Raw genomic sequence first — 19,732 nt, forward strand, 5'->3', positions numbered from 1 at the left:
ATGGATTCAAAGGGGGTGGCGCAGCGGCAATCCTGCGCTGGCGGAGCCATGCTGCGCCCTCGCCGGGTTGAGCAGAATCACCATGCGGCGCAATCCATAATTTCGTTTTCTGGAATAACGCCAGGCGCGGCGCGGCGGAAGAACGCTCGGTCAGCGCGCTTGGAAGGCGGGATGGGCGCGAAGCTGCGGCGCCGCGAAGTCGATAAAGGTCCGCACGCGTGCCTCGGCGCGGCGGCCATGGCGGTAGATCAGCTGCACCGGTACGTCGGGACCGGCAAACGCGCTCAGTACCGGCTCCAGCAGGCCACGCCGCAGTTCGTCGTGGGCTTCGTAACTCATGCAGCGAATCAACCCCAGCCCCAGGGTGGCCGCATGGATGGCCGCCCGCTGGGTGGTGCAGGTGAGGGCCGGCGTGGGTTTTACCGAGCGGATGGAACGGCCACAGCGGAAATGCCAGTGCGCGTCGTAGCCCGCCGCATTCGTGGCCACCGCGCGATGTGCTTTGAGGTCTTCGGGCGTCGACGGTCGACCCCATTTGCCGAGATAGGCGGGTGAGGCGCAGACAATCGGCCTGACGGCGCCCAGCGGCACGGCGAACTCCGATGAGTTGGGTAACTGGCCGAGAACCAGCGCTATATCGATGCCTTCCTTGAGCAGCTTGGGTACGCCTTCGCAGGAGCGAATATCCAGCCGCACGTCAGGAAAGGCGTTCAGGTAGGCCACGGCGATGGGTGTGAATACCTGCAGATCCATCAGCAGCGGCAAGGCCACCGTCAACTGCCCGTCGGGGCTGGCATGCATGCCGGCGGCGGAGCGCTCGGCCTGCGCCGTTTGCTCCAGGACGAGCCGGCAGCTTTGTGCGAACTGCTCGCCAGCAGGGCTCAGCGCGACGCCGCGCGGTCCGCGCATCAGCAGGCTGGTCTGCAGGCGCGCCTCCAGCGCGGCAATGGTGCGCATGACGGTCGCCGGCGACTGTCCCAGCTGGCGCGCCGCGGCGGCCAGGCTGCCAGCCTGTGCCACGGCCGCGAAGGTCTGTACCTGGCGATATCGACTCACGGTCAGGTTACCGGCATGGCCTGCAGTGCCGGGTCGGCGAGGAATCGGCTGGCGCAGTGATCGACGAAGGTACGCACCTTGGCGGGAACCCGGTTCCCTCCCTGATACAGCACATGCACCGGCAGCGCCGGGGTCTGGAATGCCTCGAGGACGATCTCCAACTCGCCCTTGGCCACCCACTCGGCGGCCTGGTAGGACAGCACCCGCGTGAGTCCCCAGCCCAGGCGCGCCGCATTGATCGCCGCCTGATTGGAGCTGACCGTCAGGCGCGGTTCGGGATGCAGGGCGATGGCACGGTCGCCGACCCTGAACTGCCAGTCGGTGAGCAGGGTGCTGGTCGACGACATCACCGTCGGCAGCGTCAGCACGTCCTCCGGTTGTCGCGGTCGGCCGACGTGTTCGAGAAAGCCTGGCGAGGCGCATATCACCGGCCGGATATGCCCGACCTTGATGGCTTGCAGGTTGCTCTGCGGCAGTTCGCCGATACGGACGGCGACATCCACGCCCTCATCGACCATGTTCACCACGCGATCCACCAGTACGGTGTTGAGCGTCACCTCGGGCTGAGCCGCCAGGTACTCGGTGATCAGCGGTATGAGGAACAGCTCGCCAAACATCACCGGCGCCGTCACCGTCAGGTTGCCGCGGACGCGAACCGCGCTGCCGGCCGCCAGCTCTTCGGCTTCTTCGAGGTCGAGCAGGATGCGCTTGCAGTCTTCGACATAACGCCGGCCCGCTTCGGTCAGGCGCAGGCTGCGCGTACTACGTGCCAGCAGCAGGGTGCCCAGGCGGTTTTCCAGGCCGGCGATCACCCGCGTCACGCTTGGCGGCGACATGCCCAGCAGCCGGGCGCCGCCGGCGAAGCTGGCCGCCTCCGCAACCGCGACCAACACCTTCATTTCCTGAAACCTGTCCACGTTCACCGCCAGCTTGCAGAGTTGAGCCGACCACAGGGTAGCGGCTGACGGGCGCCTCGCACACCGCCTCCTTCAATGATGGCCATTGCACATTATTTTGTGGCCGGCCGAGGTCGTCGCGCGTCGTAGAGTCACGAGAATGCCTGCCATGTGGGGCGTGGCGCGAGCGGAGCAAAGCGTTGAAAGACAGAGCAGCCGGGTTTCTAGCATCGACCATGCTGCTGCTTGCGCTGGTGCCGATGTGGGCGTTCGTGCTGGGCGAGATCCGGCATGAGCGTGCGTTGGCCGGAGCGGCCGCGCGCAAGGATGCGATGAACCTGGCGACTGCCTTCGAGGCGCATGTGCGCAGCACCATCCGCTTGATGGATATCGTGCTGCTGGATATGCGCGAGGACGTGCTCGAACAGCCGGACGACTTTCAGAATCACGTGAAGGAGGAGCTGCAAGCCTATGGCAGCTTCGTCTCGCAGTTGGGCGTGATCGATGCAAGCGGCCAACTGGTGTTTTCCAATCTCGCGCCGATCAGCAAGCCGATCGACCTCAGCGATCGCGAGCACTTTCGCGTACACCGCGACAATCCGCAGGCCGATCGGCTGTTCATCAGCAAACCGGTGCTCGGGCGGCTGTCGCATCGGTGGTCGATCCAGTTCACCCGGCCGATCTTCGATGGCGGGAAATTCGCCGGTGTGCTGGTGCTGTCCGTGCCGGCCGATCTGTTTTCCGACTATTTCCAGCAGATCGACGTCGGTGCCAATGGCAGCATCGTGCTGCTGGGCACTGACCGCAGCATCCGCGCCATCGCCTCCGGCGCGCCAATCCCCGGACGCTACGGGCGCTTCAAACTACCCGAGGACAAGCCCTACTTCGTCGATGGCGCGCGGGTTGGCTTCTACGAGGGTGTCAGTTCGCTCGATGGCGAGTACCACCTCGCTGCCTATCGGCGCCTGGAGGACGAGGGTGTCCTGGTGCTCGTACTGCTGTCGCCGAAGGATTTCATGGCGGCGTTCGAGGAACATCGCAAGCTGCTGATCGTCTCGGCAAGCATCATTTCCCTGCTGCTACTGGCAGTCGCGCTGCTGATATATGCGTTCAGCCGCCGGCATTTCCGCAATACCGCCAGGCTGCGCGAGGCCCACGAGCAGATGACGCAGCTGGCCAACACCGACGTGCTCACGGGTGTCAGCAGCCGCCGCTCGTTCTTGGCCGGTTGCGAAGCGGAGCTTTCCCGGGCGCGGCGGCATGGTGAGGATGTCAGCCTGCTGATGCTCGATATCGATCACTTCAAGCGCATCAATGACACCTACGGTCATCCGATAGGTGATGAAGTGCTCACGGCGTTCACGGCGACCTGCTCTCGGGTGCTTCGCGCGCACGACCTGCTCGGCCGGCTCGGCGGTGAGGAGTTCGCCATCGCGTTGCCGAGCACGGATCTCGAGGGCGCGTTGTCCGTAGCGGAGAAAATTCGGCGTGCAATCGCCGAAGCGCCGATCCCGACCTCGGCCGGCCCGATTCCCCTGACCGTGAGCATCGGCCTGGTGAGCTCGCCGGCTGGCCGCGACGACCTCCAGCCGTTGTTGGCCAAGGCCGACGGTGCGCTCTACGACGCCAAGCAGAATGGGCGTAACCGCGTCTGCGCGGCGCGTGAAGGTGGGGTTGCCGGCGCCTAGCCAACATCGCAGGCTGTGCGGCGCAAATGGCCGGCCGCGCGGGGACTTCCCCTCAGAACGACGCGCCCATGCGTTCGCTGATTGCGCGTGCCGTTGCGAGCAGGCGCTGCGCCGCATCGCCATTCACTTCCGCCATGAAGCCTGGCGCCGTACCGACGACGGTGATTACCCCCGCCAGGCGCCGGTCGCCGCTGAACAACGGTGCCGACAGTGCATTGACGCCGGCCATCAACAGGCCGTGTACCGCTTGCACGTGGCGGTGCTGCAGCTCGCTCATCTGTTGCGTCAGAGCCGCGGAGGAGGGTGCCGCTGGCAGCTGCAGTTCCGCTTCGCGTAGCGGCGCTGTTTCCAGGTTCGGCAGGAAGGCGTTGAACACCAGGCCGGTGGACGAACCCAGCAGCGGCAGCACCGAACCGATCTGGGTGACCAGTGTGACGGCCCGTACCGCCTGCTCGACGTGCACGACGGTCGGTCCGCAGTTGCCCCAGACGGCGAGGAAGCAGGTTTCGTTGAGATCATCGCGCAGCTGTGCCAGGTGCGGCGTCGCCAGGCGAACCACATCCAGCCGCCCGAGCGCGGCCAGCCCGACGAACAGCGCAGCGCGGCCCAGACCATAGTGATTGGTCTGGGCATCCTGCTCGGCGAAACCGCTGGCGATCAACGCCTGCAGATAACGATGGACTTTGCTGGCCGGCATGCCGACGTGCTCGGCCAGGCGAGACAGCGAGGTCGCCGGCGCGAGTTCGGCCAGCGCGGTGAGGATATCGGTGCCGACCTCGGCGGCCTGTACTTTCTGGCGACTGGGCGCGGTGACGGCGTTGCGGTCTGGCATGCGAGGCGGTCCGGTGGCAAAGGCGCTGTTTATAGCTTGACGTCGTGGGGAGTTCAAATTACGTTTTGCGTAATCTAATTACAAAAAAAGAGGTTGCCATGCGATCCCAGCCACAATCTGCAGCGCCTGCCGGCTATCTGTCCGGTTTCGGCAATCAATTCAGCAGCGAAGCCCTGCCCGGCGCGTTGCCGATCGGGCAGAACTCGCCGCAGAAGGTGCCCTACCGGCTCTACACGGAGCTGTTGTCTGGCACCGCCTTCACCGTGCCACGCAGCGAAGCGCGCAGGACGTGGCTGTACCGCATGCGTCCGTCCGCCGCCCACGGTCCTTACCAACGCCTGGAACGACAGCTGGATGCCGGGTTGGGGGCGATCACGCCCAATCGCCTGCGCTGGAATCCGCAGCCCATTCCGGCCGTGCCAACCGATTTTCTCGACGGTCTGTCGTGCCTGGCGGCAAACGCCGAGGCCGATCAAACGAGCGGTGCGAGCCTGTATTGCTATGTGGCCAACCGCTCGATGCAGCGCGTGTTCTTCGATGCCGACGGCGAGTTGCTGATCGTCCCGCAGCAGGGGGCGCTGCGGCTGGTCACCGAGCTCGGCGTGCTCGACGTCGCGCCGCTGGAAATCGCCGTGATTCCGCGCGGGATGCGTGTGCGTATCGAATTGCTGGACGCGTCGGCGCGCGGCTATGTCTGCGAGAACCATGGCTGCGCGTTGCGCCTGCCGGAGCTCGGACCGATCGGCAGCAACGGTCTGGCCAATCCGCGCGACTTCCTCGCGCCCGTGGCGTGCTACGAGGAGCATGACGGGCCGGTTCAGCTGGTGCAGAAGTTTCTCGGCGAATTCTGGATGACCGAACTGGATCACTCGCCGCTAGACGTGGTCGCCTGGCATGGCAACAACGTGCCTTACAAATACGATCTGCGGCGTTTCAATACGATTGGCACGGTCAGCTTCGATCATCCCGATCCGTCGATCTTCACCGTGCTGACCTCGCCGAGCGCCGTTGCGGGCATGGCCAATATCGACTTCGTGATCTTCCCGCCGCGCTGGATGGTCGCCGAGCACACCTTCCGTCCGCCGTGGTTCCATCGCAACCTGATGAACGAATTCATGGGCCTGATCGACGGCGCCTACGACGCCAAGGCCGATGGCTTCCTGCCCGGCGGCGCCTCGCTGCACAACTGCATGAGCGCGCACGGGCCGGATCGCACCTCTACGGAACAGGCGATCAATGCGGCACTCGAACCCCACAAGATCGATAACACCCTGGCGTTCATGTTCGAGACCGGTCAGGTACTGCGGCCCACGCGCCAGGCGCTGCAAAGCCCGCAGCTGCAGGCCGACTACGACAGCTGCTGGGCCGGCCTGGATAAAACTTTCGACATGCAGGGGAAATGACATGAGCGCACAGACAGAGCTACGCAGCTGGGTCGAATCGGCCAACGGCCACCCGGACTTTCCACTCGCGAACCTGCCGTTGGGTGTGTTCAGCCAGGGCGGCGACGAGCCGCGCGGTGGCGTGGCCATCGGTGATTACATCTTCGATCTGGCCGCGGCCTGCGATGCGGGACTGTTCGCGGGAGCGGCACTGGAGGCGGCGCGGAGCGCGGCGGGCAGCAGCCTCAATGCGTTCTTCGCGCGCGGTGCCTCGGCGCGCATGGCATTGCGCACCGGTTTGTGCGAGTTGCTTGGTGAGCACAGCGCGCAACGTACGCGACTGCAGGCGATGGGCGAGACGTTGCTCAAGCCCATGAGCCAGTGCCGATTGCACTTGCCGGCGAGAGTCGGCGACTACACCGATTTCTACGTGGGCATTCATCACGCCAACAACGTCGGCAAACTGTTCCGTCCGGACAATCCGTTGCTGCCGAACTACAAGTACGTGCCCATCGGCTATCACGGGCGCGCGTCGACCATTGACGTATCGGGAGCGCCCGTTCGGCGGCCCAACGGCCAGACCCTGCCGGCGGGCGCGAGCGAGCCCGTCTTCGGCGCGAGCAAGCGGCTCGACTACGAGCTGGAGCTGGGAATCTGGATCGGACCGGGTAATGCGCGTGGCGAGGCGATTCCGATCGGCGAAGCGGCCGCGCACGTGGCGGGCTTCTGCCTGCTGAACGACTGGTCGGCGCGCGATCTGCAGGCCTGGGAATATCAGCCGCTGGGGCCGTTCCTGTCCAAGAGCTTCGCCACCAGCGTGTCGCCGTGGGTGGTGCTGCCGGAGGCGCTGGCGCCGTTCCGCTGCGCACAACCGCCGCGCCCGGCCGGCGACCCGCAACCGCTGCCTTATCTGTTCGATGAGCAGGACCAGCAACTGGGCGCGCTGGACATCGAGCTCGAGGTGCTGCTGCTCACCGAGGCCATGCGCGCGCAGGGCCTGCCAGCCCAGCGCATTGCCCTGAGCAGCACGCAGAACATGTACTGGACCGTGGCGCAGATGGTCGCGCACCACAGCGTCAATGGCTGCAGCCTGCAGCCGGGTGACCTGTTCGGTTCCGGCACGCTGTCGGGGCCGAGCGCCGACAGCTGTGGCAGCCTGCTGGAAGTCACCGAAGGCGGCAAACGTGCGCTGGAGCTGCCCAGTGGCGAGACGCGTACCTTCCTCGAAGACGGCGACGAGATCATCCTCAAGGCGCGCTGCCGCCGCGAGGGATATCCATCGATCGGCTTCGGCGAATGCCGTGGGCGCGTGCTGCCGGCGAGCGCGGCGGCAGCGCGCTAGATCAGCGAGGCAAGGGGCGGGGCGATGAACCTGCCGAGTCAGCAGCCCGTGCCTCGCGTGCAATGAGAGGCGCGGGGCGCTGGTATCAGAACCAGCGGTCGTTGCGTTTACGCCCGCGCGTCATCGCCGGCAGGATCAGGCCCAGCAACAGGCCGGCACCGGCGATGCTGCCGCCGTAGACCATGTAGCGCATTAGCACCTGCTTGTTCTCATCGCCCAGCCGCGCCTGTGCTTCGCGCAGCTCGGACTGGCTCTGGCTCAGCGCGCTGTCGAGTTGCTGGCGGCGCGCCTCCAGCTCATCGATCAGCGTCTTGCGCGCATCCAGCGTCTCCTGCATTCCCTGCACGCGGGCCTTCCAGTTGTCATCGATGGTGCGCAACTGTTCATCCAGCTCGGCTACGCGCTGTTCCAGCTGCGGTACCCGTTCGGCGTGGCCAGGCACGTTTTGCAACTCGCGGGTGGGAATCCACACGGTGTCGCCATTCTCGCTGCGGACCTGGCTGAAATCGCCCTTGCTGGTGATCAACTCCACCGGCTGCCCCGACTGCAGCGTGCCAACGATGCGATACCCCTCGGTCGGACCGCTGCGCACATAGGTGCTCAGCGTGTCGCTCACCCAGCGCTGCGAGTCGCTGGCTTGCTGTGCGTGTGCCGGTGCGCTGGCAAACCAGGCCCCGAAGATGAAAACACCCAGGGTGCGATATAGGGGCAGGCGCGCAGTGCGCGCTCGAAGGGATACAGAACGGTAACGAGATATGAGCATGCAGGCGTTCAACATATATATAGGAAGAGAACAAAGGCCCCGATGACCGGGCCGGTGAGCGAGTAGACGATGCAGCGATTGGCTGCCGGCACGCCGCCGGGGCGGTCCGAGAGCGGGTAGAGGGGCAGCAAAGATGTACTGCGTAGATGTGGTTCTGCCGCGCCGTCCGGGTAGTCCGTCAGGGGACAGACAGTTCGCGGTAACCCGAGTTCCCCGGCAGCGGAAGCTGAATCATGCCGTTCGAGAGCGCGTCGGCATGCTCCAAAGATCCACTCAATCGCGTACGCGCTATACAAAGAACGCCGCTGCCCGTCAATCCCGTTGGGCTGTTCAAAGTCTGAACAACATGCTACAAACGACCGCAACCCGAATCATCTAGCCGCTTGAAAACGAAGGGAAAACCATGACCAAGTCGGAGTTGATCGAGCGTATCGTCACCCAGCAGGGGATGCTTTCTTCGAAGGATGTCGAGCTGGCCATCAAGACCATGCTCGAGCAGATGGCACAGGCGCTGGCCACTGGCGACCGCATCGAGATTCGCGGTTTCGGCAGCTTCTCCCTCCACTACCGTGCCCCCCGCGTAGGCCGAAACCCCAAGACCGGCCAGTCCGTCAGCCTGGATGGCAAATTCGTCCCGCATTTCAAGCCGGGGAAAGAACTGCGGGATCGGGTGAATGAGGAGGAGTGACGGTTCGAAGGCGCTGTTTATGGGTTTTTGGGAAGTGCGTCACATGACGCAGAAAAATGTGCGAATCCGCTATAACGTAAGGAACTTTTTGTCGCTATCTCGTACGAATTCCGCTCCGATTGCTTTACAGCCCATAACAAGGAAACCGGATGATCGTGCAGCCCCAGCCTTTGGCAAATGATGAAATTGATCTGGTTGAGCTATTTCGTGCGCTCTGGCGACAACGCCTCCTTATAGTTGGTGTGACGTTCGCAGCAACCCTGATCGCGGCCGCTTACGCTTTTCTTGCAACTCCGTACTACCAAACCAAAACCTACCTTCGACCTGTTCCGCAGAGCACGCTTGATCAGCTCAACGAGACCGGTATCTACAAGCTCACGCCCGAGGATGCACTCAGCAGGGTGGCGAGTGGGCTTTCGTCCTACGACAAACGTCTGGATTATTTTCTTAGCAACCAAGCGCTGTTCCAGGCGATTGAGCCGAAGGGGGACTCACCTGAGCAAGCCTTCGCTGATTTCAATGAGCAGGCGTTTGAGATGCTTCACCCGGATCCCAAGAAGACCGAGAACCGCAGTGCCTATGTGGGGCTGAAGCTTACTTATCCTAAGGGCATGGAGGGTTCGGCGATCGTGAACGGTTTCGTTGACTACGTACTCGAACTTGAGCGTAAGGAAATCGCCGAGGATCTCAAAAGTCTGATCGCCAACCGCCTGGCGAGCCTCGATATGAACATGGAGGCGCAACGAGCGAACTACTCTGCCTCCAAAGAGGCGAAGATTGCGACATTGCTCGAAGACGCAGCTCTGAAGCGCGCTCAACTTCAAGACGAACTTGCCGCATTGCGTGCCGAGTTGAAGATACGCAGGAACAACCGTATCCAAGAGCTGAATGAGGCGATAATCATTGCCGACTCGCTGGGCATTCGTACTCCAACGAGTCCGTCAGCGATGACTGCGTCGGCACGTTCTGGTACTCAGGTCATCCGCACCGAAGTGACCAATCAGGAAGCGCCACTTTACTTCCTGGGCACCGAAGCGCTTACGGCAGAGCGCGATGCGCTGAAGAATCGCACGTCCGACGACTTTGTTGAGCCGCGCATCGCGGAAATCCAGTCGGAGCTGACGCTGCTGGAGAACAACCGCGAAGTGGAGATTTTGAAGGCGCGCGAAGGAGAGGACCTTTACTTGACCAACCTTGCGCAGCTTAGAGAAGAAGCCTCTCGGCTGAAGGGCATCAAGCTCGACACCGAGCGATTGCGCCTTGTTCGCTTGGATCAGCCTGCCCTGCAATCGCTCAACCCAATCAAGCCGAAAAAGGCGCTGATTTTGGCGCTCGGTCTGGTACTCGGTGCAATGCTGGGTATCTTCGTTGCATTGGTACGCAGCCTGATGAATCGTGATTGTGCGTATTCGATGTAACTGCGTTGAAGTTTAAGGCGGTTAGGAGCAGCTAACCGCCTTTGTCTGTTTTCTCTTTCTTGATTGGGCTGCGATGGTCTACGTTGCCTAAAGTTGCGCCCAATGGCATTCCTTGCGTTTAGTCAATGCAAGCCTTCTACTGCGCGGGTTAGGGCCTCTTTGCGACGCCAAGTAGCGCTTGCATTAAATCTGTGTGGTGGCAAAATGCCGTCCGTCAAAGTTGACGTGCTTCTCATTTTTGCCGCCCAGCCGAAGCCCGGTTGGCAGGCCTCTCTGCTCAAAATGGAATTTGACGTGAACGCCGTTACACCTCCGCAACATCTCGCCACCGCCGTAAATAATGAAATCGACCTGATTCAATTGGCGCGCGCTCTTTGGCGTCAAAAAGGACTGATCATCGCGATAGCCGCGCTGGTTGGCCTGATAGGGCTTGCCTACGCGTTGGTCGCAACGCGTTACTACACGGTCCAAAGCGTACTACGGCCCGCAGCCATCAAAGACCTCGATGAGCTCAATCACTTGGGTATTTACAAACTTTCACCCAAGCAAGCAATGGCGCAGGTGGGCGCCGCGCTAGATTCCTACGAAAATCGCCTGAGCTTCTTCCGTAAAAATGAGCCGCTATTTGCTGTGCTCGCCCAGCCCGGTCGCAGTCTCGAACAGACCTTTGAAAGCTTTAACGATGAAGCATTCAAGCTTCTACAGCCCGACGCCAAAAAGGGCGAAAGCACGACCACACCTTTCGTTGGAATCCAGCTGACCTATCCGGATGGAATCGACGGCGTGAAAGTCGTTAACGAGTTTGTGCAACACTCCATTAATGGCGTCCGCCAGCAGATCGCTGCGGATCTGGATATTCTCATCGGCAATCGACTCAACCAGCTTGAGAGGAAGATCGCCGCCGCACGCGCCAGCTATGAAGCGGGTAAGGAAATCAAGATCGCCAAACTCAGCGAAGCCGATGCCCTTAAACGTGCACAGCTCAACGATGAACTGGCAGCCCTGCGTCAACAGCTCAAGACCCGTCGCAACAATCGCATCAATCAATTGAACGAGGCGATTCGTATCGCCGACTCATTGGGGATCAGCAAACCCACTACCCCTTCATCCCTCGGCGCCGCTGAAGTCGCCACCCAGGGCAGCGTGATCCGCACCGAAGTCAACAATCAGCAGATCCCGCTGTATTTCATGGGCACCGATGCTTTGGAAGCCGAGCGCAAAGCTCTGCTGGCACGTCGCTCGGACGACTTCACCGAGCCGCGCATCGCGCAAATCGCCCGCGAACTCAAGTTGCTTGAGCACAATCGTCAGATCGAAGTGCTCAACAGCCGGGAAAACGAAGACCTATTCCTGAAAGACCTCGCCGGCTGGCGTGAAGAGGCCGCGCGCCTGCGCGCCCTGCAGTTCGATACGGCATCGCTCAAGCTGGTGTCCATCGACCAGCAAGCAGTCGAGCCGAGTGCGCCGATCAAACCTAGGAAGGTGATGATCGTCGCGCTCGCATTGGTGCTAGGCGGTATGCTCGGACTATTTGTGGCATTGGTACGTCATATGGCCCAAGGCCATCGCGTAACTGCCTAATATCCGCCGATCAGAATCACCGCTTCGTTGCACCCGCTTTGCTGCAATGTGCATGTCGGGTGCGCGCTAGGTAGACGGTAGCGTGCCCATCCGATGTGCTCGTTCAAGGACTGATCATGCACCGTTATATCCATTCACCGCAGCGCCCTGTTTCCTTCTCTTTGTCGGTTACCAGTCCCGCGGTACCCCCGGCCACGCCATTGAGCAATACGGTCCCTGGGGCGGCTACGTAGTTTTGGACGGCGAATGCTTCGATACCCGGCCAAAGGTAACCAGCATCGGCGGGTATTCGGCGCATGCCGGATCAGAACGGATCGCTGCAATTTGTGACCGGCATGCGGGAGTGGTCGACTGTTATACGGGGGCGCATGGAGAGGCAACGGCCAAGCGAGAGTTGGCAGCTGTGCTGCAACAGCGCTATGTCGTTTCCGGCAAACTATTAACCCTGCATGCCTGAATAGCATGCCAATACACAAGGTACGGAGCCGGCATTCATGGCCGCATTTAGCTGCGTTAAGGCCTACGGCATTAGTCATCGCTTCAGTGCGGGGCCAAGGTGCGCTTGATGACAGCATCTAACTCTCAGCGCCTACTCAATGTGGCCTTGCGCGGGATGACCCTGGTTAGCAAGTTCCTGCTGATCTTCTTCCTGGCCCGCTTTCTCGAGCCGGCCGAGCTGGGTATTTATGGTCTGTTGGTAGTTACCATCGGGTATGCCCTCTATCTGCTGGGCTTTGACTTTTATAGCTACACGACGCGTGAGTTGCTCAAGCGTGAGCGTAGCGAGTGGGGAAGCCTGCTCAAGGGGCAGGGCGCACTTTCCTCTGTCCTCTATGCGGTGTTCCTGCCACTGCTGAGCCTGATCTTTCTCAAGGGCCTGCTGCCCTGGAGCCTTGCAGGTTGGTTCTTCGTCCTATTGATACTTGAGCACCTGACCCAGGAACTGGGCCGTCTGCTGATTGCCATCTCTGAGCAACTGCTGGCCAGCTTGATACTGTTCCTGCGCTCGGGAGCCTGGGCGGTTGTAGTGACTGCTTTGATGTTCATCGAGCCCGAGTCGCGCAGTTTGGATTTCGTATTGGGTGCCTGGGCACTCGGCGGCTTGGCCGCGTTACTGTTGGGTATCTGTCGAGTTAGCCGACTGGAAATCGGGGGCTGGCGTAGGCAGATTGACTGGCATTGGATTGGCAGCGGGCTGAAAATCGCCATCCCCCTACTGGTCGCTACCTTGGCCGTTCGTGGAGTGTTCACTCTCGACCGCTACTGGTTCGAGTGGCTGGCTGGCCTCGAAATATTGGGTGCATACGTGTTATTCATGGGCTTCAGCAGTGCGTTGATGTCGTTTCTGGATGCTGGGGTATTTGCCTTCAGCTATCCTGGCTTGATCAGCGCGTACAGTCAGCAGAATGTCACAGCCTTTCGCCAAGGCTTGTACAGATTGCTTGTACAAACACTGGTACTAGCCGCAGTCTTTGCTGTGATCGCGTTGCTATTGATCGGCCCACTGCTGCAGTGGCTCGACAAACCGCTTTACATCGAGCATCAAAATCTTTTTCCCTGGCTTCTAGTGGCTACGTTGCTTTATGCCGTCAGTATGGTGCCCCACTATGGGCTATATGCTCAAGGTCATGACCGGCCGATTATTTATAGCCATATCGCCAGCCTATTGTGTTTTATCCCGGTAACTTGGCTGTTTTCTTTACATTGGCCGCTATTGGCCGTGCCGCTCGGTCTATGTACCACCTTTATGCTCATGCTGTTATGGAAGGTTTGGGCTTTTTTCTGTATGACACCTGTTCACTATCGCCAACTCGAAACAACCAAGCATCAAGTTTGAATCAAGGAACTCATTGAATGCTCAGTAACAAAACGATTCTTATCACCGGCGGTACCGGCTCCTTCGGCAATACGTTTGTGCCGATGACACTTGCCAAATACAACCCGAAGAAGATCATCATTTTCTCCCGCGACGAAATGAAACAGTGGGACATGGCCAAGAAGTTCGAGGGCGACAAGCGTGTGCGCTTCTTCATCGGTGATGTGCGCGATAAGGATCGCCTGTACCGCGCGCTGGATGGCGTCGATTACGTGGTACATGCCGCGGCTACCAAGATCGTTCCCACTGCCGAATACAATCCCTTCGAGTGCGTCAAGACCAATGTCGACGGTGCCATGAACCTGATCGATGCCTGCATCGACAAGGACGTGAAGGGAGTGGTTGCCCTGTCCACCGACAAGGCGAGCAGCCCGATCAATCTGTATGGCGCCACCAAGCTAGCGTCCGACAAGCTGTTCGTCGCCGGCAACTCGTATTCCGGTGAACACGGCACCCGCTTCTCCGTGGTGCGCTACGGCAATGTGATGGGGTCGCGCGGCTCGGTGATCCCTTTTTTCATGTCCATCAAGGACAAAGGTGTGCTGCCGATTACCGACGAGCGCATGACTCGTTTCATGATTTCGCTGGAAGAGGGCGTCGAGCTCGTCTGGCATGCATTCGAAGACATGGAAGGCGGTGAGATCTACGTGAAGAAGATCCCGTCGATGAAAGTCACCGATTTGGCCCGCGTGGTTGCTCCAGAGGCGCGCCAGGAAATTATCGGCATTCGTCCTGGTGAAAAGCTGCACGAGCAGATGATCAGTGCCGAGGACGCCTACTACACGTACGAGTATCCAGAGCATTTCAAGATCCTCCCGACTATTCACAGTTGGTCCACTTGCCCGAAGCGCATCAAGGACGGCAAAAAAGTCCCAGAAGGCTTTGTTTACGCCAGTGATAACAACAGCGAGTGGATGAGCGATAGCCAACTCCAGGCATGGATTGACGCGAACCGCGAAAAGATCGGGAGCATCTGAAGATGATTCCCTACGGTCGCCAGGACATTACCCAGGATGATATCGACGCTGTTGTGAGTGTGTTGCAATCCGACTTCCTGACGCAGGGGCCGATGGTGCCGCGCTTCGAGCAGTCCGTGGCGCAGCATGTCGGCGCCAGCCACGCTCTGGCAATGAATAGTGCTACCTCGGCGCTGCATGTTGCCTGTCTGGCGCTGGGGCTTGGTAATGGCGACTGGCTATGGACAACGCCTATCACGTTCGTTGCTTCGGCAAACTGCGGTTTGTATTGTGGCGCGCAGGTCGATTTCGTCGACATCGATCCCCAAACCTACAACCTCTGCCCGCAGGCGCTGGCGCGCAAGTTGGAGCAGGCCGAGCGGGACGGAAAGCTGCCTAAGGTCGTGGTGGCAGTGCACCTGTGCGGCCAGCCCTGCGACATGCTGGCCATCCATGCTCTCGCTCAGCGCTACGGCTTCAAGATTATCGAAGATGCCTCACACGCCATCGGCGGCAAGTATCAGGGCGGGTTCATCGGCAACTGCCGTTACAGCGATATCACCGTGTTCAGCTTTCACCCGGTGAAAATCATCACCACCGCCGAAGGCGGCATGGCGCTGACCAACGATGCCGAGCTGGCCGCCAGGATGGAACTGCTGCGTAGTCACGGTATCACCCGCGATCCGGCGCAGATGACCCATGAAAGTGACGGCCCCTGGTATTACCAGCAGATCGATCTCGGCTTCAACTACCGCATGACCGAACTGCAAGCGGCTCTTGGTGTTACCCAGATGGAGCGTCTGGACCAGTACGTCGCGCGTCGCCACCAACTGGCGCGGCGCTATGACGATCTGCTGGCCGGCTTGCCGGTCACTACGCCCTGGCAGCATCCCGACAGCTACTCTGGCCTGCACCTGTATGTGATCCGCCTGCAACTGGGCAAGATCACCAAAACCCACAGTCAAGTATTCGAAGCCCTGCGCGAGCGGGGCATCGGCGTCAACCTACACTACATCCCGGTGCATACCCAGCCGTATTACCAGCGTATGGGCTTCGGCGTTGGTGACTTCCCCGAAGCGGAGCGCTACTACGCCGAAGCGATCAGCCTGCCGATGTTCCAGACTTTACGTGAGGAGCAGCAGCGTCAGGTAACTGCCGCTCTGCAAGCGGTGCTGGCTTGAAGAGCGTGGCGGTGTTGCAGGCTCGTACTAACTCCTCGCGATTGCCTGGAAAAGTACTGCTCCCAGTTAACGGTGTTCCGCTAGCGGTCCTTGCTGCGAAACGTGCTTCCAACACGGGTAGAGAAGTGGTCATCGCAACGTCTTGGGAGTCGACAGATGATGCGCTGGCTGAGCTAGTGTCCGCTCACGGCATCCGCTGTTACCGAGGTAGCCTGGAAAACACCCTAGGCCGAATTGTCGCGGCGCTCGATGAGTATCAAGACGAAACGCTCGTTTTCCGCTTGACGGCAGACAACGTATTTCCAGACGGGCCGCTTCTGGATGAAATGGAAGAAGAGTTCGTTAAATACGGTTTGGACTATCTTTGCTGTAATGGTGAAAAGTCGGGCTTGCCGTATGGTATGAGTGCTGAGCTGACGCGGCTTTGCCACTTACGCGAAGCTGCGATCTCCGCATATAGTAAGCATGACTTGGAACATGTTACGCCCTTTGTTCGTCGCAAGTTTGGTGAGAATTACTTCGAAAAATATAAGGCTCTTGGCAAGGGAGATTTTAGGTGTACGGTTGATTGCCTAGATGATTATGTTGCCGTTACGAAGGTGTTTTCCGCTGTAGACGATCCTGTGCAAGTCTCGGCTTTTGAGTTGGTGCGGCGGCTAAGCTTTGTTCAGTATCAGCCAATTCAATCGAAACAAGTTAAAAAGCTGGTTCTAGGTACTGCTCAGCTTGGTCTAAGCTACGGCATTGCTAACCAGTTAGGGAAGCCAGACCAAGCAACAGCAGAAAAGCTGGTAAAAACTGCAATTGTCAATGGTGCAAGCTATATAGATACGGCGCGCGCTTATGGTGATAGTGAAGAAGTTATAGGTAATGCTCTTAAATCTGGATGGGAAGGAAGAGCACGGGTCATTACAAAGCTGTCTCCATTGGCCGATTGCCCGCCCGATGCCGCTTCACAAGTTGTTGATGCTTTCATTGATGCAAGCATCTATAAATCCTGCACCGCCTTGCGCATGCAAAGCCTAGATGTGCTGATGCTGCATCGGGCTGCACACATGAGGAGCTGGAGTGGTCGGGCTTGGGCTAGGCTTTTGGAGTACAAAGCTTGCAGTGCTGTGAAGGCGCTTGGTGTGTCTGTTCAGGATCCCCAAGAACTGAATATGGCCCTAGATGCACCTGATGTTGAACTTATCCAAATGCCATTCAATGTGCTTGATTGGCGCTGGGATCATCTAGTACCCAAGATCAGAATGCAAAAAAAGCAGAGGCCTTTATTGATCCATGCTCGCAGCGCCTTATTGCAAGGTTTGTTACCGAGTAGAAGCGTAGATGATTGGCAAAAAGCAAATGTTTTGGAGCCGGAGCTATTCATCAATTGGCTTGATGAGCAATGCAGAAGAACAGGAAGGAGCTCTATTGCAGACTTCTGTTTGAGCTTCGTTAAGTCTCTCGACTGGGTGGATGGTTTGGTTGTTGGAATGGAGTCATTGGGACAACTACAAGAGAACATTAAGATACTTGATAGTGCAGATTTCTCTCGAGAAGACCTTGAAGCTATTCTGGCTGATCGCCCGAGCCTCGGGGTGGAGTCATTGAACCCGGCCTGCTGGAGATAGATCGAATGAGCAAAGGTGTGGAGATATTTTCCCTTAATGGAAAGACCGCATTGATCACTGGCGCCGCTGGATACTTGGGTTCCGCAATGGCATTCATCTTGGCCGAGGCTGGAGCGAACGTGCTAATAAATTCACGCTCGACGGAACGTAGCCAAGATTTGGTAGCTCGTTTGCGCGACCAGGGCCTACAGGCGGAAAGTGCTGTTTTCGATGTGACCTCTCAAGATGCGGTAGATAGCTTTGTGTCCAGCATACACGGGCGAGCGCTACATGTTCTTGTAAACAACGCATATGTGGGAAAATCGGGCAGCATCAAACTGAGCGAGGCCGGAGTTTACTCAGATACATATGACGTAACCGTAGTGGCGGCACATAGGTTGCTGAAGTCGTTGCTTCCCAATTTACGTAAAGCTGTACATCTAGATAATGATGCTTCCGTCATCAATCTTGCTTCTATGTATGCTTTGGTCAGCCCGGATCAACGTATTTATGAAGCAGAAAGCGGTGTTAATCCGCCTTTTTACGGTGCTGCCAAGGCTGCCTTGCTGCAGTGGACGCGCTATGCCGGGTGCGAGTTCGGAAAAGAAGGAATTCGAGTCAATGCGATTTCGCCTGGTCCGTTTCCGTCTGAAGAGGTACAAAGGACCAATCCTGCTTTTATCTCATCCCTGAGTAATAAAGTTCCAATGGGACGAATAGGTTCCGCCGAAGAGCTCAGAGGTCCAACTTTGTTCTTAGCCTCTAGTGCATCCTCTTTCGTGACTGGTGCCAATCTCGTCGTCGACGGCGGCTGGACTTGCTGGTGAGACGATGAATCGAGTTGTTGTTTTCCGAGTCGATGCTTCGCTTCAGATGGGTACGGGCCATGTGATGCGCTGCTTAACCCTAGCTGATGCGCTCAGAGTTGCTGGGGCTAAATGCGAATTCATCTGCCGGGCACATCCCGGCAACCTACTTGATCTGATCCGCAGCCAGGGCTACATCACCCATGAACTGGCTGTTGTTCAGGATCGGTCAGGAGCGGACGTGTCCGGTTACAAGGCGGAGAGCGGCGAGCAGTCTACCGCTCATGGTGATTGGCTCGGTGCCAGCCAGGCTGAAGATGCTGCAGCTTGCGAACCGATTGTCGCGAAACTGCACCCCGATTGGCTGGTTGTAGATCACTACGCGCTGGACGCGCGCTGGGAGCAGGCGCTCAAGCACCACTGTCACAGGCTGATGGTCATTGATGATCTGGCCGACCGGTCGCATGTGTGCGACCTGCTTTTAGACCAGACGTTTGGTCGCCAGGGCAAGGACTACCGCGCGCGAATGCCTGGCGACTGCCAATTGCTCTGTGGTTCGCAATATGCGCTGCTTCGCCCGGAGTTTGCCGCACAACGTCCCTATAGCCTGCAGCGCCGCGTGAAGCCGCAGTTGCGTCAGCTATTGATCACCATGGGCGGCGTCGACAAGGACAACGCTACAGGCCGAGTGCTGGACGCGCTTCGCGGCTGTCCGCTCCCAGACGATTGTCGAATCACCGTGATCATGGGGTCGACTGCCCCTTGGCTGAGCGAAGTGAAGCAGCAGGCAATCAGCATGCCTTGGGCTACCGAAGTTCTGGTTGGCGTCAGTGATATGGCCCGCCTGATGGCTGATAGCGATCTGGCGATTGGCGCGGCAGGCGCGACTTCCTGGGAGCGCTGCTGCCTCGGGCTGCCAACAATCATGCTAGTGCTAGCCGACAATCAGCGGCAGGTCGCGCAAGGTCTAGAACAGAGTAAGGCGGCCCGGATTATCGAGAAGTTGCAAGATATCGGCTCGTGCCTCCCCGGCTTGTTACGGCACCTGACTCAGCATCCGGCGTCCCTGCAGTTCATGAGCCGATCGGCTAGACGGATCGTCGATGGGAGGGGCGTGAACACTGTTGTCCATCTAATGGAGTCATTGCCGTGACGTTGATTTTGCAACCACGGGTACGGCCGATGGCTGCTACCGATCTCGCAACCATCCTTGCTTGGCGCAACCACCCGGATGTGCGCCGTTATATGTACACCCAGCATGAAATTTCGCTTGACGAACATCGGCGCTGGTTCGAACACGCTTCGCTGGACCCAAGCCGCCACCTGTTGATATTTGAAAACGAAGCCACCCCAATGGGCTTCATCAATCTTCACCAAATAGCTGCAGGCGGAATAGCAGACTGGGGTTTCTACGCGGCGCCAGATGCCGCAAAGGGGACCGGGAAACAGCTGGGACAGGCTGCCCTGCAGTACGCGTTCTCGGTGGTGGGCGTACACAAGCTCTGCGCCCAGGCCCTCCACTTTAACGAACGCTCCGTCCGCTTCCACCTGAATCTGGGCTTCCAGCAGGAAGGTATCCTCCGTGACCAACATTTTGATGGCCAGAATTACCACGACGTAGTGTGCTTTGGCCTGCTTGCTAGCGAATGGCAAGCGAACCTATGAGAGAACC

17 protein-coding genes are annotated in these 19,732 nt (G+C 59.2%); 13 read left to right on the forward strand and 4 right to left on the reverse strand.

Translation table 11 applies throughout. The features are described from left to right. Positions 1 to 150: 150 nt before the first annotated feature. Both HU825_RS12105 and HU825_RS12110 read right to left on the reverse strand, forming a co-directional pair. Positions 151 to 1,056: a LysR family transcriptional regulator gene (locus HU825_RS12105; protein ID WP_077683921.1), complete on the reverse strand. Its 906-nt coding sequence runs from the start codon at positions 1,054 to 1,056 to the stop codon at positions 151 to 153. A 2-nt stretch (positions 1,057 to 1,058) separates the two neighbouring features. Then, positions 1,059 to 1,955: a LysR family transcriptional regulator gene (locus HU825_RS12110; protein WP_234302115.1), complete on the reverse strand. Its 897-nt coding sequence runs from the start codon at positions 1,953 to 1,955 to the stop codon at positions 1,059 to 1,061. A 257-nt stretch (positions 1,956 to 2,212) separates the two neighbouring features. Here HU825_RS12110 and HU825_RS12115 point away from each other — a divergent pair, with 257 nt between their 5' ends. Next, positions 2,213 to 3,640: a sensor domain-containing diguanylate cyclase gene (locus HU825_RS12115; RefSeq protein ID WP_234303396.1), complete on the forward strand. Its 1,428-nt coding sequence runs from the start codon at positions 2,213 to 2,215 to the stop codon at positions 3,638 to 3,640. Between the two features lie 52 nt (positions 3,641 to 3,692). On the opposite strand, the gene HU825_RS12120 is transcribed toward HU825_RS12115, so the two are convergent. Then, on the reverse strand, positions 3,693 to 4,472 hold the full coding sequence (locus HU825_RS12120; protein WP_234302116.1) for an IclR family transcriptional regulator: 780 nt from the start codon (positions 4,470 to 4,472) through the stop codon (positions 3,693 to 3,695). A gap of 98 nt (positions 4,473 to 4,570) precedes the next feature. Here HU825_RS12120 and hmgA point away from each other — a divergent pair, with 98 nt between their 5' ends. Further along, positions 4,571 to 5,875 (forward strand): homogentisate 1,2-dioxygenase, encoded by a 1,305-nt coding sequence (gene hmgA / locus HU825_RS12125; RefSeq protein ID WP_156716514.1) that lies wholly within the window; start codon positions 4,571 to 4,573, stop codon positions 5,873 to 5,875. 1 nt (position 5,876) lies between these two features. Then, a complete protein-coding gene (gene fahA, locus HU825_RS12130) occupies positions 5,877 to 7,196 on the forward strand; it encodes a fumarylacetoacetase (RefSeq protein WP_234302117.1) in 1,320 nt (439 codons plus the stop codon). Between the two features lie 85 nt (positions 7,197 to 7,281). On the opposite strand, the gene HU825_RS12135 is transcribed toward fahA, so the two are convergent. After that, positions 7,282 to 7,959: a TIGR04211 family SH3 domain-containing protein gene (locus HU825_RS12135; protein ID WP_008570026.1), complete on the reverse strand. Its 678-nt coding sequence runs from the start codon at positions 7,957 to 7,959 to the stop codon at positions 7,282 to 7,284. A gap of 403 nt (positions 7,960 to 8,362) precedes the next feature. Here HU825_RS12135 and ihfB point away from each other — a divergent pair, with 403 nt between their 5' ends. The 10 genes from ihfB to pseH all read left to right on the forward strand — a co-directional run bounded on the left by ihfB (position 8,363) and on the right by pseH (position 19,725). Then, the gene (gene ihfB, locus HU825_RS12140; RefSeq protein ID WP_003291410.1) at positions 8,363 to 8,647 is read left to right on the forward strand and encodes an integration host factor subunit beta; all 285 of its coding nucleotides are present in this window, start codon (positions 8,363 to 8,365) and stop codon (positions 8,645 to 8,647) included. A gap of 149 nt (positions 8,648 to 8,796) precedes the next feature. Continuing rightward, the gene (locus HU825_RS12145) at positions 8,797 to 10,065 is read left to right on the forward strand and encodes a Wzz/FepE/Etk N-terminal domain-containing protein (protein WP_234302118.1); all 1,269 of its coding nucleotides are present in this window, start codon (positions 8,797 to 8,799) and stop codon (positions 10,063 to 10,065) included. A 294-nt stretch (positions 10,066 to 10,359) separates the two neighbouring features. After that, positions 10,360 to 11,646, forward strand: a complete 1,287-nt coding sequence (locus HU825_RS12150) for a Wzz/FepE/Etk N-terminal domain-containing protein (protein ID WP_234303397.1) — start codon at positions 10,360 to 10,362, stop codon at positions 11,644 to 11,646. A 565-nt stretch (positions 11,647 to 12,211) separates the two neighbouring features. After that, a complete protein-coding gene (locus HU825_RS12155; RefSeq protein WP_234302119.1) occupies positions 12,212 to 13,483 on the forward strand; it encodes a lipopolysaccharide biosynthesis protein in 1,272 nt (423 codons plus the stop codon). Between the two features lie 17 nt (positions 13,484 to 13,500). Beyond that, positions 13,501 to 14,499: a UDP-N-acetylglucosamine 4,6-dehydratase (inverting) gene (gene pseB / locus HU825_RS12160; protein ID WP_234302120.1), complete on the forward strand. Its 999-nt coding sequence runs from the start codon at positions 13,501 to 13,503 to the stop codon at positions 14,497 to 14,499. A 2-nt stretch (positions 14,500 to 14,501) separates the two neighbouring features. Further along, positions 14,502 to 15,659, forward strand: a complete 1,158-nt coding sequence (gene pseC / locus HU825_RS12165; protein ID WP_234302121.1) for a UDP-4-amino-4,6-dideoxy-N-acetyl-beta-L-altrosamine transaminase — start codon at positions 14,502 to 14,504, stop codon at positions 15,657 to 15,659. Between the two features lie 5 nt (positions 15,660 to 15,664). After that, the gene (locus HU825_RS12170) at positions 15,665 to 17,275 is read left to right on the forward strand and encodes an aldo/keto reductase (protein WP_234303398.1); all 1,611 of its coding nucleotides are present in this window, start codon (positions 15,665 to 15,667) and stop codon (positions 17,273 to 17,275) included. Between the two features lie 5 nt (positions 17,276 to 17,280). After that, complete coding sequence (locus tag HU825_RS12175; RefSeq protein WP_234302122.1) at positions 17,281 to 18,081, forward strand: SDR family NAD(P)-dependent oxidoreductase; 801 nt, start codon at positions 17,281 to 17,283, stop codon at positions 18,079 to 18,081. 4 nt (positions 18,082 to 18,085) lie between these two features. After that, a complete protein-coding gene (gene pseG, locus HU825_RS12180) occupies positions 18,086 to 19,213 on the forward strand; it encodes a UDP-2,4-diacetamido-2,4,6-trideoxy-beta-L-altropyranose hydrolase (RefSeq protein WP_234302123.1) in 1,128 nt (375 codons plus the stop codon). Further along, positions 19,210 to 19,725 carry a UDP-4-amino-4,6-dideoxy-N-acetyl-beta-L-altrosamine N-acetyltransferase gene (pseH, locus tag HU825_RS12185; protein ID WP_337957717.1) on the forward strand — a complete coding sequence of 172 codons (516 nt, stop codon included), beginning with the start codon at positions 19,210 to 19,212 and terminating at the stop codon, positions 19,723 to 19,725. The genes pseG and pseH overlap by 4 nt, the downstream gene beginning before the upstream one ends. Positions 19,726 to 19,732 lie beyond the last annotated feature (7 nt).

The organism is Pseudomonas phenolilytica (genome assembly GCF_021432765.1).
Lineage (GTDB): Bacteria > Pseudomonadota > Gammaproteobacteria > Pseudomonadales > Pseudomonadaceae > Stutzerimonas > Stutzerimonas phenolilytica.

What these genes read in the sequence shown, in the direction of transcription:
- HU825_RS12110 (WP_234302115.1), bottom strand. Translation starts at nt 1,955, where the DNA reads ATGAAGGTGTTGGTCGCGGTTGCGGAGGCGGCCAGCTTCGCCGGCGGC.
- HU825_RS12115 (WP_234303396.1), top strand. Translation starts at nt 2,213, where the DNA reads ATGTGGGCGTTCGTGCTGGGCGAGATCCGGCATGAGCGTGCGTTGGCC.
- HU825_RS12120 (WP_234302116.1), bottom strand. Translation starts at nt 4,472, where the DNA reads ATGCCAGACCGCAACGCCGTCACCGCGCCCAGTCGCCAGAAAGTACAG.
- hmgA (WP_156716514.1), top strand. Translation starts at nt 4,571, where the DNA reads ATGCGATCCCAGCCACAATCTGCAGCGCCTGCCGGCTATCTGTCCGGT.
- fahA (WP_234302117.1), top strand. Translation starts at nt 5,877, where the DNA reads ATGAGCGCACAGACAGAGCTACGCAGCTGGGTCGAATCGGCCAACGGC.
- HU825_RS12135 (WP_008570026.1), bottom strand. Translation starts at nt 7,959, where the DNA reads ATGCTCATATCTCGTTACCGTTCTGTATCCCTTCGAGCGCGCACTGCG.
- ihfB (WP_003291410.1), top strand. Translation starts at nt 8,363, where the DNA reads ATGACCAAGTCGGAGTTGATCGAGCGTATCGTCACCCAGCAGGGGATG.
- HU825_RS12145 (WP_234302118.1), top strand. Translation starts at nt 8,797, where the DNA reads ATGATCGTGCAGCCCCAGCCTTTGGCAAATGATGAAATTGATCTGGTT.
- HU825_RS12155 (WP_234302119.1), top strand. Translation starts at nt 12,212, where the DNA reads ATGACAGCATCTAACTCTCAGCGCCTACTCAATGTGGCCTTGCGCGGG.
- pseB (WP_234302120.1), top strand. Translation starts at nt 13,501, where the DNA reads ATGCTCAGTAACAAAACGATTCTTATCACCGGCGGTACCGGCTCCTTC.
- pseC (WP_234302121.1), top strand. Translation starts at nt 14,502, where the DNA reads ATGATTCCCTACGGTCGCCAGGACATTACCCAGGATGATATCGACGCT.
- HU825_RS12175 (WP_234302122.1), top strand. Translation starts at nt 17,281, where the DNA reads ATGAGCAAAGGTGTGGAGATATTTTCCCTTAATGGAAAGACCGCATTG.
- pseG (WP_234302123.1), top strand. Translation starts at nt 18,086, where the DNA reads ATGAATCGAGTTGTTGTTTTCCGAGTCGATGCTTCGCTTCAGATGGGT.